General features: G+C 45.6%; 23 protein-coding genes and 1 riboswitch. Of the genes, 13 read left to right on the top strand and 10 right to left on the bottom strand.

Annotation, left to right across the window (positions count from 1 at the left end; genetic code table 11):
* Positions 1 to 159 precede the first annotated feature (159 nt).
* Positions 160 to 363, top strand: a complete 204-nt coding sequence (locus tag CLV99_RS20385) for a hypothetical protein (protein WP_133586361.1) — start codon at positions 160 to 162, stop codon at positions 361 to 363.
* A 3-nt stretch (positions 364 to 366) separates the two neighbouring features.
* On the opposite strand, the gene CLV99_RS20380 is transcribed toward CLV99_RS20385, so the two are convergent.
* Both CLV99_RS20380 and CLV99_RS20375 read right to left on the bottom strand, forming a co-directional pair.
* On the bottom strand, positions 367 to 936 hold the full coding sequence (locus CLV99_RS20380; RefSeq protein WP_133586360.1) for a hypothetical protein: 570 nt from the start codon (positions 934 to 936) through the stop codon (positions 367 to 369).
* 12 nt (positions 937 to 948) lie between these two features.
* Positions 949 to 1446, bottom strand: a complete 498-nt coding sequence (locus tag CLV99_RS20375) for a lipocalin-like domain-containing protein (protein ID WP_162850177.1) — start codon at positions 1444 to 1446, stop codon at positions 949 to 951.
* Positions 1447 to 1588: 142 nt separating this feature from the next.
* A riboswitch (TPP riboswitch) is annotated at positions 1589 to 1685 on the top strand.
* Positions 1686 to 1769: 84 nt separating this feature from the next.
* On the opposite strand from CLV99_RS20375, the gene thiM reads away from it, so the two are divergent.
* Genes thiM through tenA form a run of 4 tightly spaced genes read left to right on the top strand, consistent with a single transcriptional unit; the run spans position 1770 to position 4683 of the window.
* The gene (gene thiM, locus CLV99_RS20370; RefSeq protein ID WP_133586358.1) at positions 1770 to 2579 is read left to right on the top strand and encodes a hydroxyethylthiazole kinase; all 810 of its coding nucleotides are present in this window, start codon (positions 1770 to 1772) and stop codon (positions 2577 to 2579) included.
* Positions 2563 to 3207, top strand: coding sequence for a thiamine phosphate synthase (gene thiE, locus CLV99_RS20365; RefSeq protein ID WP_133586357.1), 645 nt, complete (start codon positions 2563 to 2565; stop codon positions 3205 to 3207). Before thiM ends, thiE begins: the two co-directional genes overlap by 17 nt.
* Positions 3207 to 4040 (top strand): bifunctional hydroxymethylpyrimidine kinase/phosphomethylpyrimidine kinase, encoded by an 834-nt coding sequence (gene thiD, locus CLV99_RS20360; protein WP_133586356.1) that lies wholly within the window; start codon positions 3207 to 3209, stop codon positions 4038 to 4040. Before thiE ends, thiD begins: the two co-directional genes overlap by 1 nt.
* Positions 4027 to 4683, top strand: a complete 657-nt coding sequence (gene tenA / locus CLV99_RS20355) for a thiaminase II (protein ID WP_133586355.1) — start codon at positions 4027 to 4029, stop codon at positions 4681 to 4683. Before thiD ends, tenA begins: the two co-directional genes overlap by 14 nt.
* A gap of 59 nt (positions 4684 to 4742) precedes the next feature.
* Here the strand turns inward: tenA and CLV99_RS20350 are convergent, their stop codons facing one another.
* The gene (locus CLV99_RS20350) at positions 4743 to 5921 is read right to left on the bottom strand and encodes an acetyl-CoA C-acyltransferase (RefSeq protein ID WP_133586354.1); all 1179 of its coding nucleotides are present in this window, start codon (positions 5919 to 5921) and stop codon (positions 4743 to 4745) included.
* 220 nt (positions 5922 to 6141) lie between these two features.
* Between CLV99_RS20350 and CLV99_RS20345 the strand changes: the two genes are divergently transcribed.
* A complete protein-coding gene (locus CLV99_RS20345) occupies positions 6142 to 7314 on the top strand; it encodes an acyl-CoA dehydrogenase family protein (RefSeq protein ID WP_133586353.1) in 1173 nt (390 codons plus the stop codon).
* Complete coding sequence (locus CLV99_RS20340; protein ID WP_133586352.1) at positions 7280 to 8482, top strand: 3-hydroxyacyl-CoA dehydrogenase family protein; 1203 nt, start codon at positions 7280 to 7282, stop codon at positions 8480 to 8482. Before CLV99_RS20345 ends, CLV99_RS20340 begins: the two co-directional genes overlap by 35 nt.
* A 225-nt stretch (positions 8483 to 8707) precedes the next feature.
* Here the strand turns inward: CLV99_RS20340 and CLV99_RS20335 are convergent, their stop codons facing one another.
* The 6 genes from CLV99_RS20335 to CLV99_RS20310 all read right to left on the bottom strand — a co-directional run bounded on the left by CLV99_RS20335 (position 8708) and on the right by CLV99_RS20310 (position 15878).
* The gene (locus CLV99_RS20335; RefSeq protein ID WP_133586351.1) at positions 8708 to 10159 is read right to left on the bottom strand and encodes a bifunctional 2-methylcitrate dehydratase/aconitate hydratase; all 1452 of its coding nucleotides are present in this window, start codon (positions 10157 to 10159) and stop codon (positions 8708 to 8710) included.
* 78 nt (positions 10160 to 10237) lie between these two features.
* Positions 10238 to 11389: a bifunctional 2-methylcitrate synthase/citrate synthase gene (gene prpC, locus CLV99_RS20330; protein ID WP_133586350.1), complete on the bottom strand. Its 1152-nt coding sequence runs from the start codon at positions 11387 to 11389 to the stop codon at positions 10238 to 10240.
* 1 nt (position 11390) lies between these two features.
* The gene (gene prpB, locus CLV99_RS20325) at positions 11391 to 12269 is read right to left on the bottom strand and encodes a methylisocitrate lyase (protein ID WP_133586349.1); all 879 of its coding nucleotides are present in this window, start codon (positions 12267 to 12269) and stop codon (positions 11391 to 11393) included.
* Positions 12270 to 12563: 294 nt separating this feature from the next.
* On the bottom strand, positions 12564 to 14402 hold the full coding sequence (locus CLV99_RS20320; protein WP_133586348.1) for a peptidase associated/transthyretin-like domain-containing protein: 1839 nt from the start codon (positions 14400 to 14402) through the stop codon (positions 12564 to 12566).
* A complete protein-coding gene (locus tag CLV99_RS20315) occupies positions 14380 to 15348 on the bottom strand; it encodes a FecR domain-containing protein (protein ID WP_133586347.1) in 969 nt (322 codons plus the stop codon). Before CLV99_RS20315 ends, CLV99_RS20320 begins: the two co-directional genes overlap by 23 nt.
* Positions 15345 to 15878: an RNA polymerase sigma-70 factor gene (locus CLV99_RS20310; RefSeq protein ID WP_133586346.1), complete on the bottom strand. Its 534-nt coding sequence runs from the start codon at positions 15876 to 15878 to the stop codon at positions 15345 to 15347. Before CLV99_RS20310 ends, CLV99_RS20315 begins: the two co-directional genes overlap by 4 nt.
* Positions 15879 to 16136: 258 nt before the next feature.
* Between CLV99_RS20310 and CLV99_RS20305 the strand changes: the two genes are divergently transcribed.
* Together CLV99_RS20305 and CLV99_RS20300 are read left to right on the top strand one after the other, a co-directional pair.
* A complete protein-coding gene (locus tag CLV99_RS20305) occupies positions 16137 to 16904 on the top strand; it encodes a lysophospholipid acyltransferase family protein (RefSeq protein WP_133586345.1) in 768 nt (255 codons plus the stop codon).
* 82 nt (positions 16905 to 16986) lie between these two features.
* Positions 16987 to 17550, top strand: coding sequence for an outer membrane beta-barrel protein (locus tag CLV99_RS20300; RefSeq protein ID WP_133586344.1), 564 nt, complete (start codon positions 16987 to 16989; stop codon positions 17548 to 17550).
* Positions 17551 to 18017: 467 nt separating this feature from the next.
* Here CLV99_RS20300 and CLV99_RS20295 read toward each other — a convergent pair whose 3' ends face one another.
* Positions 18018 to 19067 (bottom strand): hypothetical protein, encoded by a 1050-nt coding sequence (locus CLV99_RS20295; protein WP_133586343.1) that lies wholly within the window; start codon positions 19065 to 19067, stop codon positions 18018 to 18020.
* 618 nt (positions 19068 to 19685) lie between these two features.
* Between CLV99_RS20295 and CLV99_RS20290 the strand changes: the two genes are divergently transcribed.
* The 4 genes from CLV99_RS20290 to CLV99_RS20280 all read left to right on the top strand — a co-directional run bounded on the left by CLV99_RS20290 (position 19686) and on the right by CLV99_RS20280 (position 24648).
* A complete protein-coding gene (locus CLV99_RS20290) occupies positions 19686 to 21080 on the top strand; it encodes an aminopeptidase P family protein (RefSeq protein ID WP_133586342.1) in 1395 nt (464 codons plus the stop codon).
* Positions 21070 to 23244 (top strand): S9 family peptidase, encoded by a 2175-nt coding sequence (locus tag CLV99_RS20285; RefSeq protein WP_133586341.1) that lies wholly within the window; start codon positions 21070 to 21072, stop codon positions 23242 to 23244. The genes CLV99_RS20290 and CLV99_RS20285 overlap by 11 nt, the downstream gene beginning before the upstream one ends.
* Positions 23245 to 23430: 186 nt before the next feature.
* Positions 23431 to 23598 (top strand): hypothetical protein, encoded by a 168-nt coding sequence (locus CLV99_RS23265; protein WP_162850176.1) that lies wholly within the window; start codon positions 23431 to 23433, stop codon positions 23596 to 23598.
* A 402-nt stretch (positions 23599 to 24000) separates the two neighbouring features.
* Positions 24001 to 24648 (top strand): DUF2931 family protein, encoded by a 648-nt coding sequence (locus CLV99_RS20280; RefSeq protein ID WP_133586340.1) that lies wholly within the window; start codon positions 24001 to 24003, stop codon positions 24646 to 24648.
* Positions 24649 to 24654 lie beyond the last annotated feature (6 nt).

Genomic DNA, 24654 nt, shown 5'->3' with positions numbered 1-24654 from the left:
TCTCAATAATTTCCTGCTGCCCTACCGTGACGTAAACAAATCAAAAAAAGGGACAATTAGGGACAAATAGTCCGACTACCCGAACACTACCCGTCTTCTACCCGCCTCCTTATATAGATATTTGTCATATTTGCCACACAGCAGCAAAGCAATTACAGTATGGCAGAAAAAACAAATACACTTCTCAAAATAACCATTTATGGAGAAACAGCTTCTGAACAGAAAAGAGTATATGTAATCGACAATAAATCCTTGAAAATCGATTTGGCTAACCTTAGTCCAATCGGAGAACAGCGCCACCACACGACGATACAGAACTATGGAGCTAAATCAAGCAACCTATTCCCTATCGTTCCTGAGTAAAACTTATTTCCACAGCAGTTGTGCCTTAAAAACACAGGTTTTGTCCAACAAGTTATAGGACTCGTCATAAACTGGTAGATAAAAAAAGAAATACAGCGGTTTTGTCATTTTGCTGACCGAGACCGTTTTTTCCGTATTCATAAAATAGAAACTCTTGACTGTTCGAAAAGCTTGCCAGGAATCAGCATTACCATTCGCTCCCAAATCAAAACGATGGTCTTTGGTTGATGAAAAATACCAGTAGCTAGGCGCTTCATCATTAACAAAAACCTCCTTATCTTCGTTAAAAAAAGACTCCGCCATTCCGGTCTCATCAAACCACATCACTTCCAGGTCAGCATCTCCCAGTGCAGATCTGTAGATATCTTCATCTGCGGTGACTCCGATTAAGAATCCTTCTACCCCTGTAGCTCTAATCTGAAAAGAAAAGGTCTTAGGATTCAATCGAAAAACATCATTTGTAGCTTCTATCACCTTTCCATCCTGCACAATATTAACTTCTACTTTTTGCGCACGCAACACAACAGTGATACACATCAAAATGGAGTATACGAAAAGCTTCTTTATAACCATTACCTTTTATATTTATTTTAACTCCAAAACAACTTTACAGTTCTCACAACTTACAGGAGCAGATCGTCTGCGATAAACATCAAAATGTACTGTACTCAACAATTTATCCAGCATGGCATCCCCAGTAGACTCCCGCTGCTCTTGGATTCCTTCCAAACGCAATCCTCCAGCCTTCTCCATTGTTAAGCGATAATATCCCCAATACCCTCTTGATTCCAACACCAGAGTATCCTGCTTAAGTTCCCAATTATACGTTTCTACAGCGGCAACATAACAGGTATCTAAATCTCCCTCATAATAGGTATAATCGACGGTACCATCCGATTTGAACACAAAATTCTGAGATAAACGACAGGCATTAAAGTCCTTGATGACCTCTTCTCCGTCTGTTATAAATCCCGACTCTTCCAACTTCCAGATACCGACCAATTGTTCAGCCACTGTTTCTTGAGCCAACGTGAGGTTACAACATCCAAACGATAGCAATAAGCTATATATAACTGCGGACATATATTTCATATAGGGCAAATGTAACTATTTATAGTAATTCCATGTATCCCCATTTCCAGTGAATTCCCCAAAAAACCTATGCTTACTGACCCAAATATGACCATCCAGTCTATATGTCCTTATAGAAAAAAGGCTATCTTTACATTGGCTTTAGGGGCGTCCGTGTAACGATGGACTGAGATAGACCCTTTGAACCTGATACGGTTGATACCGTCGTAGGGAAAAGCAAGAACCTATCTGTTCAGGATATATCCATATTCCTGATGCATATAATTCCCAAAAGCCTTAGTACATATGTTTAATTTTTTAATCAGGCTTTTTTCATGGTACATTCCATTGACAGACAACTCAAAGCGCTAAGAACACTTAGCCCGCTCGTACACAACATTACCAACCTCGTCGTGATGAACAATACCGCCAATGCCCTTTTGGCATTAGGAGCATCCCCCGTCATGGCACACAGTCCTGCCGAAATCAAGGAGGTCGTAGATATTTCACATTCACTGGTAATCAATATTGGCACCCTCAACGAAGCATGGGTGGAATCCATGTGTCAGGCTGCGGCACACGCCCATTCCAAAAACTGTCCTTGGGTATTAGACCCTGTAGGCGCAGGAATTTCCACACTCCGCAATAACGCCTTAAAAAAGCTACTTGCACTTTCACCTACGGTAATCCGCGGCAATGCTTCCGAGATACTCGCGCTAGCCGATTTTACCCAATCCACCACCAAAGGCGTCGACAGCACAGCCCACAGCAGCACCGCAATAGAAGCCGCACAGCAGCTACAATCGACCTACGGTAGTATCATATGCATCTCTGGTGAGGTCGATTATATCATCTCACCTAGCGAGATCATTGAGGTTCACAATGGCTCCCCTATGATGACCAAAGTAACCGGACTGGGCTGTACCTCATCGGCATTGGTCGGAGCCTTTCTGGGCCTCCGCGACAATCCATTAGAAGAGACCGTCGCCGGAGTTGCCATCCTGAGTTTAGCTGGCGAATTAGCTGCCTGTGTATCTCCAGGACCGGGGAGCCTACAACTTCAAATCCTCGACACACTCTATACTCTGGATACAGCAACACTAAACAGTAATCTCAACATAAGACGCTATGCCCGAAACAGCTAACTTCCCTTACCTGCTCTATCTCGTTATATCAGAAAAGGACTGTCTACATCGTCCTTGGCTCGAAGTTGCCGAAGAAGCCATCCTAGGTGGAGTAGACCTCATCCAGCTCCGGGAGAAACAGCTGCCCTATGAAGACTTTTTGGAGCGTGCGCAGACCCTAAAATCAATCACAGATCGCTATCAAATTCCGCTCGTGATCAACGATGCTGTTGATGTAGCCGCAGCTGTCAATGCCTGGGGGGTACATGTAGGCCAACAAGACACAGCCCCTAGCGAAATTGTAGCCCACTACGGTGGACGGTTCCACATCGGTTGGTCCATAGAGCAGCTCGATCAGCTGAACTCTCCCGAAATAGCCAATGTGCAGCACCTGGGAGTCAGCCCTGTGTTCCGCACGGACACCAAAACAGACACTATTACCGAGTGGGGGCTGCAGGGGCTACAACAGCTAAAAAGCCTTACAAACCTTCCGCTCGTAGCGATCGGTCATATCAACGCGTCCAACATCGGTGACGTATACCATGCCGGAGCATCCAGTCTAGCGGTTGTTTCGGCTATATGCCATAGTCCCAATCCGCGGGAGGCAGCAATTCAATTAAAACAAAACATTAAGAACACGACAAAGTAATGGAACAAAACAAATATACCGTAGCTTCCGTACTCTCCATTGCAGGATTTGACGGAAGTGGTGGCGCAGGCATACAGGCCGATACCAAGACGATATCTGCTTTGGGCTGCTACGCCATGAATGTACTCACGGCTCTCCCCGTGCAGAATACACAAGGTGTCAAAAAAATATATGATATACCTACCCAAGCCATCAAAGACCAGCTGGAGACCATCTTTGAAGATATATACCCTAGCGCAGTCAAGATTGGCATGGTACACCATGCCGCACTCGTCGAGTTGATAGCCGATTTCCTGAAAGACTATACCGGTCATATTATCTTCGACCCCGTCATGGTCTCGACCTCCGGCCACAAGCTTATCGAAGATGACACCATACACGCGTGCATCGAGCGATTGTTCCCACTGGCTACATTGATAACCCCCAATCTGGATGAAGTTGCAGTCCTCATTAACGAACAGATAGACAGCCTTCCCAAGATGCAGGAAGCAGGCAGTAAACTGCTTCAGTTGGGAGCCCAAGCTGTATTGGTAAAAGGCGGCCACCTCCCGGGCACCGACCTATCCTCTATATTGCTCAGCGACAAGGGGAGCCAGCTCTTCAGCACCGATAGAATCGATACCCTTAACACACACGGTTCAGGATGCACCCTATCTTCAGCCATAGCGAGCTATATGGCACGGGGCGAGGCGTTCAGCACGGCAGTCGGCCACGCGCTCGACTATGTCAACAAAGCCATTCAAGGCAGTCAACACCTACTCATCGGCAGAGGCAACGGCCCTCTCAATCATTTTCATAACCCACAAAAACTCATTACATATGACATGGACTGATCAAGCGTGGCAACACATACAGCCACTTTACAGCAACATCCTAGCGATGCCCTTTATCGAGCAACTCAAGAATGGCACACTCCCGTTGGACAAGTTCCAATTCTACATGCAACAAGATGCCCGCTATCTGGAGCATTATGGTCGAGTACTCGCTTACCTCGGTAGCAAAACCGGAGACAACGACCAAGCTTTGGACTTTTTTGATTTTGGTAAAAACGCATTGATTGTCGAGCGTGCTTTACACGAGAGCTATTTTTCACAATTCGGCATCCACGAAGACAGCGACACAGCAGATCTCGAGCCTATATGCCATCACTATGTGCATTTTCTCAAAAGCACAGCAGCATTCGACCCCTTGGAAGTCGCTATGGCGGCAGTACTTCCCTGCTTTGTGATTTATAAAGAAGTAGGAGACTATATTATCGCCACACAGACCAACCAGGCCAATCCGTACAAAAACTGGATTGATACCTATAGCGGTCCCGAATTTGCAATCGGGGTCCAAAAAGCAGAAAACTATGTGAACGCCATGGCAGAAAACACGACCGAAGCCATTAGAGCACAGATGCTAGAAGCCTATGTCAAAGCCTCCCGAATGGAATTTAAGTTTTGGGAAGCGGCCTACAACAAGACCGCTTGGTAGACTATACCGTCCTCAGGCCCCTGTAGAGAATCCTGCAGGAGGCTGAGGTTATACTACTGCTAAACGCGCTTCAGGATCATGGCAGAGGCACCACCACCGCCATTACAGATAGCAGCCAGACCATAGGTCCCTTGCTCCTGCGCCAGCACACTACTCAGTGTCACCAGGATCCGTGCGCCCGAGCAACCCAGTGGATGTCCCAAAGATACCGCTCCACCGTACACATTTACCTTACCCATATCCAGATTCAAGATTTTGGCATTTGCTAAAGCCACCACCGAGAAAGCCTCATTAAATTCAAAAAAATCAATATCAGCAAGGGCCAGTCCTGCCTTTTGCAGCACTTTCTCCGTCGCCACACTCGGTGTCGTCGTAAACCACTCTGGTGCCTGTTCAGCATCTGCACAAGCGATTATTTCCACCAATGGTTTTAGCCCTAGCGCATTTACCTTTTCCTCACTCGCCAATAGCAATACCGCAGCTCCATCACTGATTGTCGACGCATTTGCAGCCGTTACCGTCCCGTCCTTCTTAAAAGCAGGTCTTAATCCCGGTATCTTATCATAATTGACCTGTTCAAACTCCTCATCACGCGCCACTGTTACATCCCCTTTACGACCTTGTATCGTTACAGGGACCACCTCCTGCTCAAACTTACCCGTATTCCAAGCCTCCTGACTACGTTTGTACGAAGAGATAGCATACGCATCCTGCGCCTCACGGCTTATCGCATATTTATCTGCACATAGCTCCGCAAATACCCCCATAGCTTCCTGGCTATAAGCATCCGAAAGGCCGTCCTTCTGTAGTCCATCGACCAATACCTGATCGCCAAATTTAGCTCCCCATCGGTTGGATGCCGCATAATAAGGCGCCTGACTCATACTCTCCATTCCCCCAGCCAATATCATATCCGCATCTCCCAGTCGAATCGCCTGTGCTGCCAGTGCCACAGCTTTCATCCCACTCGCACACACCTTATTGATTGTGGTAGCAGGCACATTATCGGGCAATCCTCCTTTTTTGGCTACCTGTCTAGCAGGAGCCTGTCCAAGATTGGCCTGAATAACATTTCCCATCAACAACTCATCCACCTCAGTAACCTCTAGCTGAGTGTCCTTTAAAATCTGTTCGACGACTTTAGCCCCTAGATCTGTTGCCGATAGACTAGACAATCCACCACCAAAACCACCTATTGCAGTTCGCTGTGCAGCGACGATAAATACTCTTCTTGACATAACGTAAAACCCTATATATGATTATTTAAAAGTTTATAATTGGGATTACTCCCCTAATCACGATTAGCAAATGAAGCGCTCTATTGTGATGAGCAACAAATTTAGTATTAAATATCAAAATAAATATGAAATACAAAACCTTTTTGGCTAAATTAGCAATTATCCCGAATAATTAGCAAAACCACATCGGGATGTTATAACCAAATAAACTTAAACGTATATGCGTGCATCTATATTGACTGCAGAACACGAGACATTCCGAGAGACACTACGTACCTTCATACGTAAAGAGATTCTTCCCCACGTAGACCGTTGGGAGCAACAAGGCCAAATCGATCGAGAGATCTGGAAAAAAATGGGCGACATGGGCTTCATGGCACTTAACTACCCCGAAGAATATGGTGGCCTGGACCTTGACTTTTACTTTTCCATGATCCTCTGCGAAGAGCTGTCCTACTGTTTTTCAGGTGGATTCACGATAGCAGCTTTAGTTACACAGTACATGTCTGCACCCTACTTGTTGAAGCATGCTTCCGAAGAACTGAAACAAAAATACCTGCGCCCTGTATTGAGCGGAGACCTCATCAGTGCAGTCGCTATTACCGAACCTGGTGCTGGTTCTGATGTACAACAGATCAAAACTACCGCACGTAGAGAAGGCGACTATTACATCGTCAATGGTTCCAAAACCTTCATTACCAACGGCTATTACGGTGATTTCTTTATTACAGCCGTAAAGACAAGCCCTGAAAAGGGGCACCGAGGCATAAGTCTACTACTTATCGATCGCAATGCAACAGGTGTAAGCGCTACTAAAATCTCCAAAATGGGATGGTTAGCATCCGATACGGCCGAGCTCGGCTTCGATCAGGTCAAAGTGCCCGTCTCCCATCTCATTGGCGAGGAAGATGCAGGCTTTAAATACCTCATGGGAGGCCTACAGTTGGAGCGGCTTACCGCAGCCATACACAGCTTGGCCACAGCAGAGTCGGCGCTCGAATATACGCTAGATTATATGCGCCAACGGGAAGCCTTCGGCAGAAAACTACAAGACTTTCAAGCCTTGCGACACCGTATAGCACAGATTGTAGCAGATATCACCACTGTCAAAGCCTTTATACAGCATTGCTGTGACCTGCAGCAGCAGGGCGAATATGCGGTAAAAGAATGCTCCATCGCCAAACTACAGGCCAGCGAGCTCGCTGTCACAGTCGTCAGCCAGTGTTTACAGTTATTTGGCGGATACGGATTTACCGAAGATTACAAGATCGCACGTCTATATCGAGATGTACGGGTAGGGACCATCATTGGAGGCACCTCCGAGATCATGCTGGAAATCATAGCCAAAATAGCGATCGATGATATACAATACGAACCGAAAAACAATCAATAGCGCGATGTCAGATACAGCATTTAATTTCTCCCGGATAGGTATTATTGGCGCAGGCATGATGGGGGCCGGCATTGCCTTTGAGGCAGCAAAAGCCGGTATTCAGGTATTCCTAAAAGATGTCACTATCGAGCAGGCACAGCAGGGCAAGGCTTATTCCCAACGTGTATGCCTTAAACTTATTGAAAAGGGTAAGATGCATACCGAGCAAATGGAAGCGCTGCTCGACAACATCCACCCCGTTACTGATTACGATAGCTTCCAGAACCTCGACACCATTATCGAGGCCGTATTTGAAGACCTAACACTTAAGAAGACTGTCATTCAGAATGCTCAATCGGGCCTCCAGACCGAAGGCTTTTTTGCCTCCAATACCACCTCCCTTCTGATCAGTGAACTAGCAAAGTCAAGTCAGGCTCCGGAAGCCTTTGTCGGTATGCACTTTTTCTCACCTGTAGATCGTATGAAACTGGTGGAAATCATACGTGGCAAAGAGACCAGTCCAGCGACGGTAGAAAAAGCACGACAGTTGGCGCAAACATTAGGCAAAACCGTTATCGTTGTCAACGATGGACCTGGCTTCTATACCTCCCGTGTCTTTTTCAACTACCTGCTTGAAGCCATCAGCATGTTGCTGGAAGGTATACCTGCCGAACAGATCGAAGCCGAGGCACGTCAAGCTGGCTTTGGCGCAAGCCCTCTTGCGGTATTGGACGAGATATCCCTACCACTGATGCTACACGTCTATGATCAATTCCCTTCATTAAGTGCAAGCCAGCAACGGGCATACCGCTACTTAAACACTTTGGTCGCACAGGGCCGATCGGGACGCAAAGCAGGTAAAGGTTTTTATAACTATGGCGAATCGAAAACGATATGGCTAGACCCAACATTACCCGCTACAGCACCTGCGAACGAATCAGGAACTATCGCGAAGCGGCTCTTGCATGTAATGGCGCTAGATAGCTATCGCTGCTTGGAAGAGGGCATTTTGGACAACCAAAGTGATGGTAATACTGGTGCACTACTCGGCATCGGATACCCACAGCACACAGGAGGTGTTTTCGGACATATCGATCAAGTCGGGTTACCGCAGTTCGTCCGCGAATGTGAACAGTTTGCCGACAAAGGTGAGCAGTGGGAGATTCCGGAATCGTTGAGAAAGTTTTAGAAGTGAGGATGGTGAAGAGATTGCTTCATTTCATTCGCAATGACGAGGATAAAGTAGTCAGCTATAGCTTTTAAATCTCTCCACTTCGGTCGAGAGGACGACATAGTTTCCAAACCGAGCTTGCGAGCTCACCGTAACCCATCATTGCTGGCAAAATAGCATAAAGCGAAGCAATCCCCTACAACAAGGAGATTGCTTCATTGTATTCACGATGACGACAAAAAACTACTTCATCATCAAATCTACTAAATCATTGACATCCATAGCGATAAACGTATCGTAATCTAAAGTAGCTTCACAGATCTGCTGCTGTTGTTTCTCCGAAAAGATACGAGCCAGGTTGCGTTTATATTTCTCAATCAACTTCGGTATCCCCTCGTCTCTACGTCGTGGATGCCCAATAGGATATTCGACCAATACTTCAGCGAGTACGGTTCCATCATTCAGCTCGACCGTAATACCGTTAGCGATAGCACGTTTCTCCGGATCGTGATAATCCTTGGTAAATTGTGGATCCTCTATACAGGTCATCTTATCGCGCAATACATCTATCCTCGGATCTAAAGCTACAGCATCTTCATAGTCCTCTGCCGTAAGGCGTCCATACAGTAAAGGCACAGCGACCATATATTGTATACAGTGATCCCTATCCGCAGGATTATGAAGCGGCCCTTTCTTATCGATAATACGGATAGCTGCCTCATGCGTACGGATGGTAATACGGGCGATATCCGCTGCCGTATATCCCTTAGCCAGCAACTCACGATGCAGCTGCATAGCACACTCCACCGCTGTCTGTGCATGAAACTCAGCCGGGAATGAAATCTTGAACAATATATTCTCCATAACATACGAACCGTAAGCCCGTTGGAACTTAAACGGCTGCCCTTTAAAGGACACATCATAAAAGCCCCAGACAGGAGCCGAAAGCACCGAAGGATAACCCATCTCCCCAGTCTGGGCAATTAAAGCCAGGCGTACGGCACGGGATGTCGCATCTCCTGCAGCCCATGACTTGCGACTCCCGGTATTCGGAGCATGCCTGTACGTGCGCAACGCTTGCCCATCCACAAATGCCAAAGACACCGCGTTGATCAGTTCGTCGCGATCAAGCCCCAACAGCTTACCTACCACAGCCGTCGAAGCCACCTTTACCAACAGCACATGATCCAATCCTACCCTATTAAACGCATTTTCTAAAGCCAATACCCCCTGTATCTCGTGTGCCATCACCATAGCTTCCAGCACAACATCCGCTTTCAGTGCTGCCTTTCCCTTAGCCACATTGGTACGGCTTATCCAATCTGCGACCGCCAGTATCCCCCCCAGATTGTCCGAAGGATGGCCCCACTCTGCTGCAAGCCAGGTATCATTAAAATCCAGCCAACGGATCATCGCACCGATATTAAAAGCCGCCTGTATAGGATCCAGTTGATAGCTGGTCCCCGGCACCTTAGCCCCCCGAGGTACGATAGTACCTTCCACTACAGGCCCCATCAACTTGGTACAAGCCGGGTAGGTCAGCGCTTCAAAACCGCAGCCCATCGTATCTAGGAAACAGTAAAATGCCGTCTTACGGGCTACAGAACTTGTTATTTTATATTGGAGTACATAATCAGCGATATCACACAGCACCTGATCAGGCTGCGGCCTTTCATTGGATAATAATAAAGACATATTGAAAAGTTAAAGAGTTAAAGAGTGAAAAAGTAAAAACAGAGCTTGCGAGCTCATCTAAAATAATTAAAATAAGAATTAACGTTGGTTCAACGGAACAAAAGGCCTATTCTCCGGGCCGACATAATTGGCACTAGGCCTTATAATCTTGCCGTCCTGCCGCTGTTCGAAGATATGAGCCGACCAGCCCGTAATCCGCGACAGCACAAATAGAGGCGTAAACATTTCCGTAGGCACTCCCATCAAATGATAAGAAACCGCAGAGTACCAATCCAGATTCGGAAACATACGCTTCTCCTCCCACATCACCTTTTCCAACCGTTCGGCGATAAGGTATAGCGTCATATCCCCAGCCTCTTCCGACAGTTCACGCGCCACCCTCTTGATTACCTCATTGCGCGGATCAGCAATAGTATATACCGGGTGGCCAAATCCAATAATCACCTCCTTATTCGCCAGCCGCTTACGGATATCAGCTTCCGCCTCGTCGGCATTCGCATAGCGCGTCTGTATCTCATAAGCCACCTCATTGGCACCGCCATGCTTAGGGCCACGCAGTGCGCCAATAGCCCCCGCTATACACGAATAGATATCCGACCCGGTACCAGCAATCACCCTTGCGGTAAATGTAGAAGCGTTAAACTCATGTTCGGCATATAGGTTGAGCGAAATCTGCATCGCACGCACCCAAGAATCCGGAGGTACAGTACCGTGTAGCAGGTGTAAGAAATGTCCACCCTGCGTCGCATCATCCGTCTCGATCGCTATTTCGCGTCCATTTTGGCTAAAATGGTGCCAGTACAACAAAGCCGACCCCATCGACGACATCAGCCGATTGGCGATGTCGCGGGCACCTGCCAAAGGATGGCTTTCCTTTTCTGGTTGCAGACTCCCAAATACCGATACATAGGTACGCAGGACATCCATAGGATGTGAGGTCGTCGGCAGCTGCTTGAGCACCTTCTGTATAGCGATAGGCAATCCCCGTTGACTGAGCAATTGCGTCTGATAGGTATTCAGCTGCGCCTGTGTCGGCAGCGCACCATAGATCAGTAGATAAGCCACCTCCTCAAAAGTAGCCCGATCCGCCAGCTCTAAGATATCATAGCCCCTGTAGTGAAGATCATTACCCGTTTTACCTACCGTACTAAGGGCTGTATTACCAGCCGCCACCCCCGATAGCGCCACACTTTTCTTCGGTTTAAATCCAGTTTCGTTAGTCTCGTTCATCCTATTTAGTTTTGAAAAGGTTATCTAATCGATTTTCATAAGCATAATAGTCAATACTCTGATACAACTCCTCCCGTGTCTGCATATCCTGCAGCACCGCCTGCTGACTCCCATCCTGACGGATATGCGTATAGACCTGCGTTGCTGCCTTGTTGGCTGCGCGGAATGCAGATAGCGGATACAGTACTATCGATACCCCCGCATCGCACAACTGCCCAACGGTAAATAACGGGGTCTGTCCGAATTCTGTAATATTGGCTAATATCGGCAAGCCCGTAGCGGTAGCAAAAGACTGGTAATCGGCCAGATCGACCACGGCCTCCGCAAAAATAAAATCCGCTCCAGCCTCTTTATAAGCTAGCGCCCGTTCTATTGCTCTCTGTATACCCTCCGAGGCGATAGCATCGGTACGGGCACCTATTACAAAATTCGCATGCGTCCTCGCATCGACGGCCGCCTTGATACGATCACACATTTCGGACGATGATACCAGCTCTTTGCCTGGTCGGTGCCCACAGCGCTTAGCCCCGACCTGATCCTCCATATGCACCGCTGCCGCCCCCGCCTTGATCAGGGACCTGACTGTACGGGCGACATTAAATGCTGATGGTCCGAACCCTGTGTCGATATCCACCAAAAGTGGTAGATCGCATACATTCGTAATACGGTCTACATCAATAAGAACATCTTGTAATGTGGTAATCCCAAGATCAGGAATCCCCAATGAACCGGCAGCAACACCACCGCCCGATAAATAAATAGCTTGAAATCCTGCCTGTTGAGCCAGCAGGGCATGGTTGGCATTGATCGCACCGACCACCTGTAAAGGTTTTTCCTTTTTAACAGCCTCTCTAAAAAGAAGCCCTGGAGAGTTTATCATATAATTGGATATTGAATGACTATACGCCAGTACTAGCTACTAGCGTATAGTCTTGTTAATTCGTATAGAAACTGTCTAGAATGCAATTAACTTCCGTCACCTTGAGCGAAGCCGCCATTTGGCGGAGAAGTCGAATAGGTCTAAAGACTGAATTACATCTTTTTAGATTTCTCTATTCCGCTACGCTACAATCGAAATGACGAAGGACAAGAGTATTATGACAGCCCGTATTTTCAACGGATAATATACAAATTTAATCCCATCAATACCAAATGATTATCTCATTATTAACAATTAAAAACGATACGATAAACCAGCAGCTACACCAGCATGAAAGGTATTCTGATCGGCTTCACCTTTCCAGAATCGCCAAACCGCTTTTCCCTCCTGATTCGCAACAGTAGCAGCCTGCGTATAGTTCAACGATGGTGCTACATATACCCGCCAATGTTTAGAGAATACATACGATGGCATGATGCGCAAGGTAGAACGGGAAGCGTCCATCCATCCCAGGTCTTTATCCATATGCATACGCTGCGTCAGTTCAGCAGACAACGCAAATCTCTTTCCATCGATCAGATTAGCCCCCAATCCCACCTCTACACCATATCGAAAAGAAGCATGATCTAAATAAGTACCGATCCCCAGCGAGCTATACAATACACGACCCCCCGACTTAAAATTCAAGCCCAGGTAACTGCTTTCATCTATAGCCAATGTCAGCTCCCGCCGCCCATTTTTAATCCAGTTGAAAATCGCTATCGGGTAGTCACTACTATCTCCAATATTAATTAAAGAAGCCACCTGTACTCCTTTGACTTTCTTCGCAATATTAATCACACCAGCAAGTTGACTACCGGTATTCTCTTTAGCGATATTGATTCCTCCAGCCAGCTGCACCCCTTTGACAACAGCACCTCTATTCATCACACCGGCCAGCTGATACTGCACCGTATCCTTTACATAATTGATCCCACCAGCGAGCTGTCCGCCACGTACCTCCTTAGCCATATTGATCACCCCAGCAAGCTGCAGTCCCTCGGTTGTATCTACCTTGTTCCAGCCTCCTGCTAGCTGTACCCCGTTCACATTGCGCAAGACCACATTGCCCAAGCCAGCCATTTGTACCCCCGATACATCACCACCGACCACATTCACTCCACCGGCCATCTGCAGCCCACGCACTTTATACTGGTTAAGGTTGAAAACCCCAGCAAACTCCACACCGTCTACCCCAGCCGTAGATCCCCCCAGTATATTTATCGAGACCTTATTTACAATCTGCGAATTAAAGAAACCATGTGTACTCAACCCTGGAGTCAATGACATCTGATACGGGCTGTAGATAAAGAAACCACCCAGATTTGCACTCTGAATACGCTGTGATGTACTGCTAAATGCTGCCCCTAAGAACGTTTTATAGATATTACGGCTCGAATCCTCCAGCACGTAGTAGCCTACTTTCTTGGCTTTACTGTCTTTGGCCACCTCTACCGGCAGCAAAAGAATCAATGTCGTATCCCTGTAATTTTCCTTATTGAGGCCTATAATGACCCTATTCTCCGGTTTCTTGACATCTAGCTCAAAAAAACCATCCTTGTTTGTCAATGTAGCTAGATAAGTTCCCTTATCGTACACACTGGCAAAAGACAGCGGCTTATTACTACGCAAATCCCTGACATATCCAGAGATCATGGTTTTATTCTGCTGTTTGAGATCAATATCCACCTGCTCGACCACCATCCGCCAGTCCGATCGGCTAATAATGATATGAGTCGCTGTCTCCTTGAATGAATACCGCGGCCCCAAGCAGCTCTCCAGATAACCGATCAGCACTCCATTGTACGAATTGGCCTGAATCAGACTATCGACATCCAACAATTGACTGTTATAAGAGAACAAGAGCCCCTTGTCCTTTTGTAGAGTCTCTAGAAACTCCCCTACAGGACGCTTACCATAAGCAGGCATCTTCACCTCCTGCGCCAATTTTGTTTGCGACATGACATCTGTCTGCACGAAAATAAAGATAGACAGTGCTACAAAAAACTTGGCTTTACGTATGAAATAAACCATCATCTTAAAGCTTCTAACAAGCTGGTACATAACAGCATTATCCTTTAATATAATATACATTACCTTTTTTCTCAATTTTCAATTCAAAAGTCTTCAATATCACATCCAACATTTCATTCAATGTCTGCCGCTCGAATGATGCCGTGTAGCGTAGCGTCTTGTCCTTGTCATTTACGACTACGAATTTTTTATCAAAAGCCTTACCCAACACATCAAAAACACGGCTCAAAGGGGTATTCTCAAAAATAAACTCCTGATGGATATAATACTTGTATAGCTGATCCTCTACGGTATGCACTTTAACCTTCGTACGTGCCGTATCTTGAATCAGCACCCTATCATTCGGCTTCAAGCGCACGCTATTCTCCCCATGATCCACCTGTACAGATCCAGAAGAAACAATCACCTCCGTCTCACCATCCGCTCTGCGCACATGAAAACTAGTACCCAGCACCGTAATCTTACTATTACCACTCTGAATGACAAAAGGCTGCGTCGTATCCCGCTTGACATCAAAGAAAGCCTCCCCCTTGCTAAGAACCACTGTGCGCTCTTTGGCCAGCCAGCCCTTCTTATAATCCAGTGCGGTCTGCTTATTGAGGTATACCGTACTACCATCGGGAAGCCCAGCCTGCTGCAGCGCATCATTAGAGACCAGCGTCATATCTGTAGATAGTGTCCATCGCAAGATACCGGCAGAAGACAGCAACAACGTGATGATCGCTGCGGCCACCGTCCATGGCTTCCAGCTTCTGGAGCGCTTAATCTCTTTTACTACTACGGTCTGCTGCGGCTGTGTATCCCGGAGCTTTTTAAAATCAGCCCATGCACGATCCACGTCCACCTCCGGACTTTCGTCTGAAGCCCCGCTCCACTCCCATATCTTTTTCATATCCTCATATTCCTTTTCGTGTTCGGCACTCTCCCTGATCCAAGCCTCCACAACTTCCCTTTGCTCTACAGGCAGATCACCGCTTATATATTTCACTAATTCTTCCTTATTCATAACCCATTGATTAATAAAAAGACAACAACATTTAAATAATCTGCCAGATGAACCCTCAAGTGACGTAGCGCCTTGGTCATATGCCCTTCGACGGTCTTCAGCGACAGCTCGAGAACCTGGGCTATCTCATGGTATTTGAGTTCCTGAAAGCGGCTCATCTCAAACACGGCCCTACTTTTCTCGGGCAGCTTGGCCAGCGCTACATGCAATTGCTTCTTAAGCTCCGTATCCGTACCATCTATATGCGCCTCCATATCTCCATTGTGCTGCCGGTAGGCTTCGTACCGCTGCTTGAGCTGCCCTCGCTTCAACACGTTCAGGCATTCATAATAGACCGATTTATAGAGATACGATTTTACGGAAGTATGGATCGTATTCTCCCAGTCCCGCTCCCAAAATCGTAAAAACACCTGTTGTACAGCTTCTTCAGCAGCATCCGAATCTTCAAGAATTTTGTAGGCATAGCCATGCAAAGCCTTAAAGTGCGCTCGAAATACCTGCTCAAATTTTGTTTCTTTCTCCAAAGACATACATTCAATTTAATTAGTCATTTTGTACCACTTACCTAACTAAGACAGTCTTTTGCGCTTACCCCCTCATTATTTTTTCACTTTTTTTTAAGAACCGAGCAAGGGTATAGCGGTTATTAATTGTCAAAACTATAAAAAAGTAATCTTATGCTACTACTCTTCTTCCTTACGATTCTACTGCTCGCTATAGGGATGGTGACATACCTTCTTACGCTATTGATCCGTACTGTACATGAATTTAGCGAAAACTAAAGGGATATGAACAAGCTATATAACTTTGGCGGATTCCTGATCGGGAGCATACTACGGTACCGTAGTGCGGTGGTGATACAAAACCTAGCACGTTCCTTTCCGCTGTCAAATTACAACGAACTCTCCCAGCATCATCAGCGCTTCTACCGTAATATGTGTCGATTGCTAGTCGAGCTATTACTACCTAGCCGCCCGGAACTCATCCTCTCGGCCGAGCTATACCGCACCCTGCACCAACAGTATCAGGAGCAGCGGCAGGTCATCCTACTACTAGGGCATTATGGCAACTGGGAAATACTGGGCAAGCTTCCGCTCCAATTAGGGCTACCAATACAATCCCTATATAAGCCACAGAAAAACCGCTGGGTAGACCGCTTTTTAAGAAAAAGACGCGGTCAATATGGACTACACCTGCTCCCAGCCCAGCGGGCGGCCAAGCTATTGCTCGAGCAGACAGCAAGCCCCTCTATCACGCTATTCATCGCTGACCAGTTTCCGGGGCAGGCCAATGGCCTGGCCATTGACTTTCTAAAACAACCCTCGTATATGTTTATGGGGCCAGAGCGCATTGCCAAGCGTCTTGACGCGTATGTAGCCTATGTTGATCTACAGGCCATAGGTGACCACAAGTGGAGGGCACACCTGCAACCGATCTGCCACCACGCTACAGATAGTCCCGATGGGCATATCACCACCGCCTATACCCGAAAACTAGAGAAAAGCATACAGCAGGATCCGAGCTGGTGGCTATGGTCTCACAAACGGTGGAAATAAAAAATAAAAAAAGTTAAGGGTATACTTTAGTTAGACCATCATAGTAATAAAGGAACTAGAAATATATATTAAAACAATAACAATGAAAAAACAATTAACGTACGGCCTGCTTTTAGCAGCAATGGGATTCGGTCTTAATCAGCAAACAAAAGCACAAGAGGTTGACTTTGGCGTAAAAATCGGTGGTCAGTACCACATGCCATCTTTTGGGGCTAACATGGTAAAAGGCTCGGATTCAAAAATTGGCTTTGAGGCAGGCGCTTTTGTACGCACCAAGGAGCGTCTCTATGGTCAGGTAGATCTAGGGATGTCCTACTACAAATTTGCTTACAGCATCGACAATCCCCAATACACTCCAAAATTCTATCAGTTAAACTTGCCTGTCCAATTGGGATATCGTGTGATAGAATCAGACAAGCTCACTTTGCGAACAGCAATCGGAGCACAACTAAACTATCAGTTGAAGAAAAACAAGGCATATACCAATAATTTCAATACAGTAACCTACGATGGATTGATCAATATCGGAACCGATATCAAACAATTTTCCATCGACCTGAAATACAACCACGGTATCAACAAACTGAGCAAAGAGCTTGACGCTAATAACAGAGTCCTAGGGCTATCTGTAGGTTACAGATTTTAAATACAAAAGGGAGGCAGATTAAGGCCTCCCTTTTGCGTCAGCCCTTTCCATTCCATCCCCAATCTATCCCAATACAAAGACAAGCACAAGCGATAGACCAAGTTACGAACGTCACTGCGCTATGCCCCAATCTTTCGGGAACCCTAGTGGAGGACTTGTTTTTCTTTTTACACACAAAGACATACCTTTTGCTATTTGAGACTCACAGCATCCCTTAAAAACGCTAAAATCGAAAGAGATAGCACATCCCAACTCCACGCCATTGCACGCTAGAAGAACTACACCGAAGCAATCTCCCTCTCCCTCACTACCGCACTTTATTGTGTCATCCTTGTGAGGTTGATGTGTCAAACATGTACCGTTATTGTGTTGAATAGGTGTCAAACATGTGTCGGGCATGTACCGTTTATGCATGTTCCCTGTTCCCTTTATGTGTGTTTCTGGTTCATAGACGGTTCTTAGCAAGTTCAGAGGAAGTGTTGAAACCTTTCGGTTCTTAAGCACACCACTAATGCGACTATTATGCGGGTATAATGTAGGTATAATGTAGGTATTATGTAGGTATTATGTAGGTCTATAGCTTTACACAATGCCTGCGTAAGACATACTATACCCCTACTATATATACGCTTAATCCCTATGGGAACTATCCCCGCAATGTATTGCCTAAGTACCCCCAAAGTAGAAACAGCGGTTATCCCCTGCTTATTCTCTACCCGTTCTCTATCTGTTCCTTGCTCTTTCTCTGGGATTGGCTTGGGCTTCGCTTGGTATTTGTTTGCCTTTTCTTTGCCTGTTCTCTGCCTATCCGTTGCCTGTTCTTTGCCTATTGTTTGCCTATCCGTTGCCTCGGAGGCAATAAAATAACGAGCAAAAGGCGGTAAATAAGTAGACAAAGTTCCTACTTGGTATCTCCCAAGACCTGACCTGCTCCCACTTTTACTCGATGAACGCACGGTGACGCCTCGATGGTTACACGATTGTGACCGAGTATCCATCGAAGAACGACCGAGAAACCACCGAGGAATGATAGACTTTTGGTTGAACCAAGGTAGAACCTGGGCAGAACTAAGTTGGTACACAGTAGGTGCCAAGCCGGGAGCTTCATAACCGCCCTGCTCCTGACCAGATTCGTACCTGCTCCGTACCAGCTTCGGAGTTTCACTACCTCCGGAACACCTTTCTATCACCTTTTCATCGACGATTCTCGATTCGGAGGTGTTAAATCTGTGTTGAATACGTGATGAATCTGTGATGTACGGCCGAAGCAAAGGCGAAGCCAGTCCGAACGTAGTACGAAGGCTTTCAACACCTTCGTCATTATCGTCATTGCGCTCCAGCTCGTCACTGCGATTCCGCCCAAGCGGAAGAAGCAGTCTTTCAAATAGATTATCTCCGATGAGCCCTGCAGGGTTACTTCTCTCCATTACATTTCGATTGTAATGATGGGATATTTGTGATAGGGCATCACCCTGCCCCATAGGCAGACCTCTTCCATCCCTAAAACAATGTTTCATATCTAAGCTATATTAGCGGCAAATAGATTGAAAGTCCCATTTTAGAAACAAGACCGTTAAACACTATTTATCAGCAAATTAAATAATTTAAATTCTATCGCTATACCTAAGTCGTCTGCTATCGAAAATAATTGGTTTATATCGGTATAAAAGCGATGGTTTGGAACCTCCCTTGCCCAATGGTTGATCTTGAGAAACTACACGGCCACGACCTTAAAAAATTAAGAGAGGCCCTGTCTGAATATCTACTAATTTTATTTAAGTATATACTTACCACTCAAGTATCCCCCAAAAAAGAAAAACCGTTGGCACATTCCCTAACGGTCAAAGATCATTACGAGGCCTTTCTATTTGTAATAAATGAAGCTTCTAAAAAGAATATAAGGCGATGCTAAAGTCAGAAATTACAGCAAGTGAAAATATAACGCACTAATCTAAAAAAGGGCTTGGTTTTACCCTACTGTTCTAAGATAGTTATTGACCGTTAATAAATTAGACTTTTTTGACCAAATAACAAGCAGACATTGCTGATTACAGAAAAGGCACTCTCCCTAGAAGTCTCACTTTTTTTTCCAAACTTTACCGGTATTAATTTATACACTTAATCTAGGTATTACCATGTTCTCAGTACAGACTTATCAAAACCGAAGATCAGAGCTTCAAAAACGAGTCTCCAAAGGCATTCTCCTTTTTTTAGGAAATATTGAAAATCCGATCAATTTCGAACATAACACGTATCCATTTCGTCAGGACAGTACTTTTTTGTACTATTTCGGAATCAGCGCACCTTATATAGCAGCCCTTATCGATCTCGACAACGATAACACCATTGTTTTCGGCAATGAGCTCAGCATAGACGATATCGTCTGGACAGGACAGCAGGAATCACTAAAAGAGAAGTCTTTAAAGTGTGGAGTGCAGGATACGCGTCCTTTCCAACAATTGGCCCTATACCTGCAACAGGCTAAAGCCAACAATAGAACAATACACTATCTCCCACCATACCAATCCAGCAGCAAGCTCTTGCTTGGCGAATTGTTACAGCTCAATCCAAAAGACATAAGTCCCTCGGCATCCTTTATTAAAGCTGTAGTGGCCCAACGGTCCATCAAGGAGCCACAAGAGATAGCAGAAATCGAAAAAGCATTGGCTGTCTCTACAGAAATGCATCTGTTGGCTATGCGTACAGCCCAAATAGGTCTGCAGGAGCGTCATGTTACAGCTGCGATCCAACACTATGCCTCCGATCAGAACTGTAGCTTTGCCTACCCTCCTATTGTCACAATACATGGCGAGATACTGCATAATGCCTATCAGCAGAACGTGCTGAAAGAGGGGGATATGATACTCAATGATTCGGGAGCAGAGACCGCTATGGGCTATGCTGCAGACCTCACCCGAACTTTTCCCGTCTCAGGTCGTTTTACCCCCCGTCAGCGGGAATTATACCAAGTCGTACTACAGGCGTTTGAGGCTGCAAGAGACAGTCTGAAACCCGGAGTAAGATTTAAAGATATACACCTACTCGCTGCCAGACATCTTGTCGAGGAACTGATAGGTGTCGGCTTGATGAAAGGAAACCCCGAAGAAGCTGTACAGGCTCATGCGCATACGCTATTCTTTCAATGTGGTCTAGGACATATGATGGGGCTTGATGTGCATGATATGGAGGATCTGGGTGAACAATATGTCGGTTATACCGAGGATGAACCTAAGGACACGTCTACATTCGGGCTTAAGTCTTTACGCCTAGGACGCGAACTACAGCCGGGATTTGTCGTGACTGTCGAACCAGGCATCTACATCATTCCGGAACTCATCGATATATGGAAGAAGGAGAACAAGCTTTCCCAATTCATTAACTATGACGTACTGGAATCGTATCGCGATTTTGGTGGCATACGTATAGAAGATAATTTCTTGATTACGGACAACGGCTTCCGTCTGTTGGGACCGGAGTTAATTAAATCAGTAGAAGATATAGAAAACTATAGAATCAATCATGTACAATAGAATCACAGGTATTTTACTCGCCTTATTTACAGTTCAGCTCTTATGGTCACTGCCTGCTCTAGCGCAGACGCAATGGACCGAAGATGGTAATGGGTATTACGATTTCTCTAAGGATGGAATCGTAGTCATCGATTTACTACATCCTGGCCAACGAAAGGTCTTTCTTGCAGCCAAAGACCTAACGCCCCTAGGCCAACAATCGCCGCTCGAAGTACAAAGCTTTCAATTGTCTCCAGACAAGAAAACACTGCTATTATTTGCCAATACCAAACGTGTATGGCGCGAAAATACAAGAGGCGACTACTGGCTGTACAGCCTTGACGGCAAGACATTGACGCAATTGGGAAAAGGGCTGCCTGAATCTTCCCTGATGTTTGCTAAATTCTCTCCAGATGGGAAACAGGTTGCTTATGTCTCTAAACATAATATCTATATAGAAGACATCAATACGCTACAGCGCAATCAGATAACAACAGACGGTACAGACCGCATGATCAACGGAACGTTTGACTGGGCTTATGAAGAGGAATTTGGAACTAAGGATGGTTTTAGATGGTCTCCTGACAGCAAAAAGATAGCCTATTGGAAACAGGACGCTAAAGATACGCGCCATTTTTACATGATCAATAATACGGATAGCCTGTATTCTTTTATCATCCCGGTGGAGTACCCCAAGGTAGGCCTTAAGCCATCGGCCACGAGTATCTGGATATACGACCTAAATAATAATAACAGCAAGTCTCTGGATATCCCTGGTGATCCCAGCCAACATTATATCCCACGCATGGAATGGACGCTAGATGCGAAGTCGGTGATATTACAACAGCTCAACCGTAAGCAAAACGAGAGTAAGATCATGCTTGGCGATGCAAGTACGGGTAGTAGCCGTACAATCCATACGGAGGCTGATGCTGCATGGATCGATATCAAGGCACGCTGGAATGATGGCGATCCCAGTGGATGGGATTGGATGGATAATGGAAAGGCATTTATTTGGCTCTCCGAGAAATCCGGATGGAGACAAATCTATAAAATAGATCTTCAGGGTAAAGAAACGAGACTCAGCAAGGATGATTTTGATGTTATACAGATAGACCGCATCGACCCGATCTCTAAAAGCATTTATTTCAGTGCGTCTCCGGTTGATGCAACTCAAAAGCACCTTTATCAGTTATCATTTGCTGGAGGCAAAGCAAAGCGCATTACTCCTGCCGAGCTCAAAGGAACTAACAGCTATACTATTTCGCCTAATGGCAAGCTCGCTATCTTCACTAAAAACAGTACTACAGCATACAGCAGCGGATCCGTAGTATCGCTGCCGAATCATTCGCAGCTCGTCCCTCCTACCCGGGAGATGCAAGCTGACAAAACCACCTCGCAAACGGAGTTTTTTCAGGTGACAACCGTCGATGGGGTCACACTGGATGGTTGGATGGTCAAACCTAAAAACTTTGATCCTACGAAGAAATATCCAGTAGTCTTCTATGTCTATGGTGAGCCTGCTTCGCAAACGGTAACGGACAACTTCTACGCTGGTAAAAACTTCTTGTATGCCGGTGATATGGCTGAAGATGGCTATGTGTATGTATCGCTTGAAAACCGTGGTGCTCCTGCACCGAAAGGCCGCGAGTGGCGTAAATCTATATACAGAAACATCGGTATAATTAATATCAGAGACCAAGCGATGGGCGCCAAAGAAGTATTCAAATGGGGCTTTATTGATACAGACCGTGTGGCGGTATGGGGATGGTCCGGAGGGGGAGCATCTACCCTAAATCTATTGGGGCAATATCCGGATATTTACCAAACGGGAATCTCCATAGCACCGGTCACCAACCAACTCCTTTACGACAACATCTATCAAGAGCGCTATATGGGTCTTCCTCAGGAGAATAAAGCAGATTTTGTGAAAGGATCGGCCCTAACCTACGCTAAAAATGTGCGCGGCAATCTCCTCCTCATCCATGGTACTGGAGATGATAATGTACACTATCAGAATGCGGAGGTGTATATCAACGAGCTTATCAAGCACGGTATTACTTTCGACATGATGGCTTACCCTAACCGCAGCCATTCTATCAATGAAGGGGAAGGTACATCGGAACACCTCGCTAGGCTATACACCCGATACCTAAGACAGCACTGTCCTCCGGGGGCCAAATAGAAAAAACTTTCATGATTCCATTGAATCGCCAACAGAGATGAAAGTTCTTGATGGCCTCTGAAAACAGACACTTTCAGAAAAAAAACAACAAGCTATTTGTTTTTTTAAATATTCATAAGTACCTTTAGTAATAAGGAGATAGGCATCGCTCTGATACTGTCTCCTTATTATATAAATCTAAAGTACATGAGAAAATTCAAATTAGACCAGACATTGGTTCCTGTAGCAATGCTATTGTTGGTTGTTGGGATGACAAGTAGTGAAACCTATATGAAGTTTACACTAATGGGAGCTTCTATCCTTTTAAACTTTACAGCTCTTCTGCTCAATACCCAACGCGTTAAGAACAAGTAATACGATTTGGAACAAACAGACTGTAACAGCACACATTAGAGTAGAAGATTTAGGTTTATTATCCTATCTTTATTCCGATGGACAAAATATCGGAAAGAAACAGCCCAGAATTAGATAACGCAAGAGAGAAGCAGCGAAGCCTTTTTTTGCTTATAGCCCTCTATACGCTTGTTTTTTTCTTACTTGTGCTCTTATTTCCCAAAGAGAATGACATGCTCTACATCCCTGCATATTATTTTGCAGTGGTTACTGTCCTACAATCCAGCTATGTAATTTATTATAAGTTCCCCTTCAAATCCTGGCCAGTTGCAGTTTTAATACTTTTCGTCATCTTACTTATTCTATTCGTTGCTTTCAGTATCTATATCACAGGGTTAGCGGCAGCATACCAACACTAGCCCAATGAACATACTCAATAAAATCTACACGGCACTCATCATTCTCCTACTAACAAGTTCGATATTCTTGGTATACCGTTCGAATCAAAAAATAAACTATAGAGCAGGCTGTTTTTCTGCTGTCCCGATCCATACACGTCAGGTCTTTTTTACGGACACGAGATCAACGGAATATGGTAATTTTTACGAAGCTGACCCTAATTATTTTGCTTGGGGACAGGTCGATCAATATTTTGACAACAACCGCATCGATGTACCTGACAGCTTACATATTGAATACTTTTCCTATACAGATTCTGTTTTTTATAACAGTACCCTTTCTCTGGACCGAACGGATTCAACTTGGGGAAAATACGTCAAAACGAAAGAACAACTTATTTTCACACTAGGTATAGCAGACAAAGGCATTATTAAGCTATGGTGCTCTACTCCTATTCTGGGAACCCAGCTGATACTCGCGGAGCAACTGCCTGCCGTAGCCCCCAAACCAGAGGACCTATATTACAGAGAACCTCTTTCGAAGGCCCAATACATTACGGAGATGTTCTCCCTATTGGATGATAGCATCAAAAATAACATCGACAAGCAGTTGTACCTCAAAAACTACAAAGACAGTAGCGACTACAAGCTGCCTGAATACATCTTCAATTAAGGACCT

The sequence above is a fragment of the Sphingobacterium yanglingense genome, from assembly GCF_004363245.1.
GTDB lineage: Bacteria > Bacteroidota > Bacteroidia > Sphingobacteriales > Sphingobacteriaceae > Sphingobacterium > Sphingobacterium yanglingense.
The sequence above is the reverse complement of the archived record's forward strand: the minus strand, read 5'-3'. Positions and strand labels throughout refer to the sequence as shown.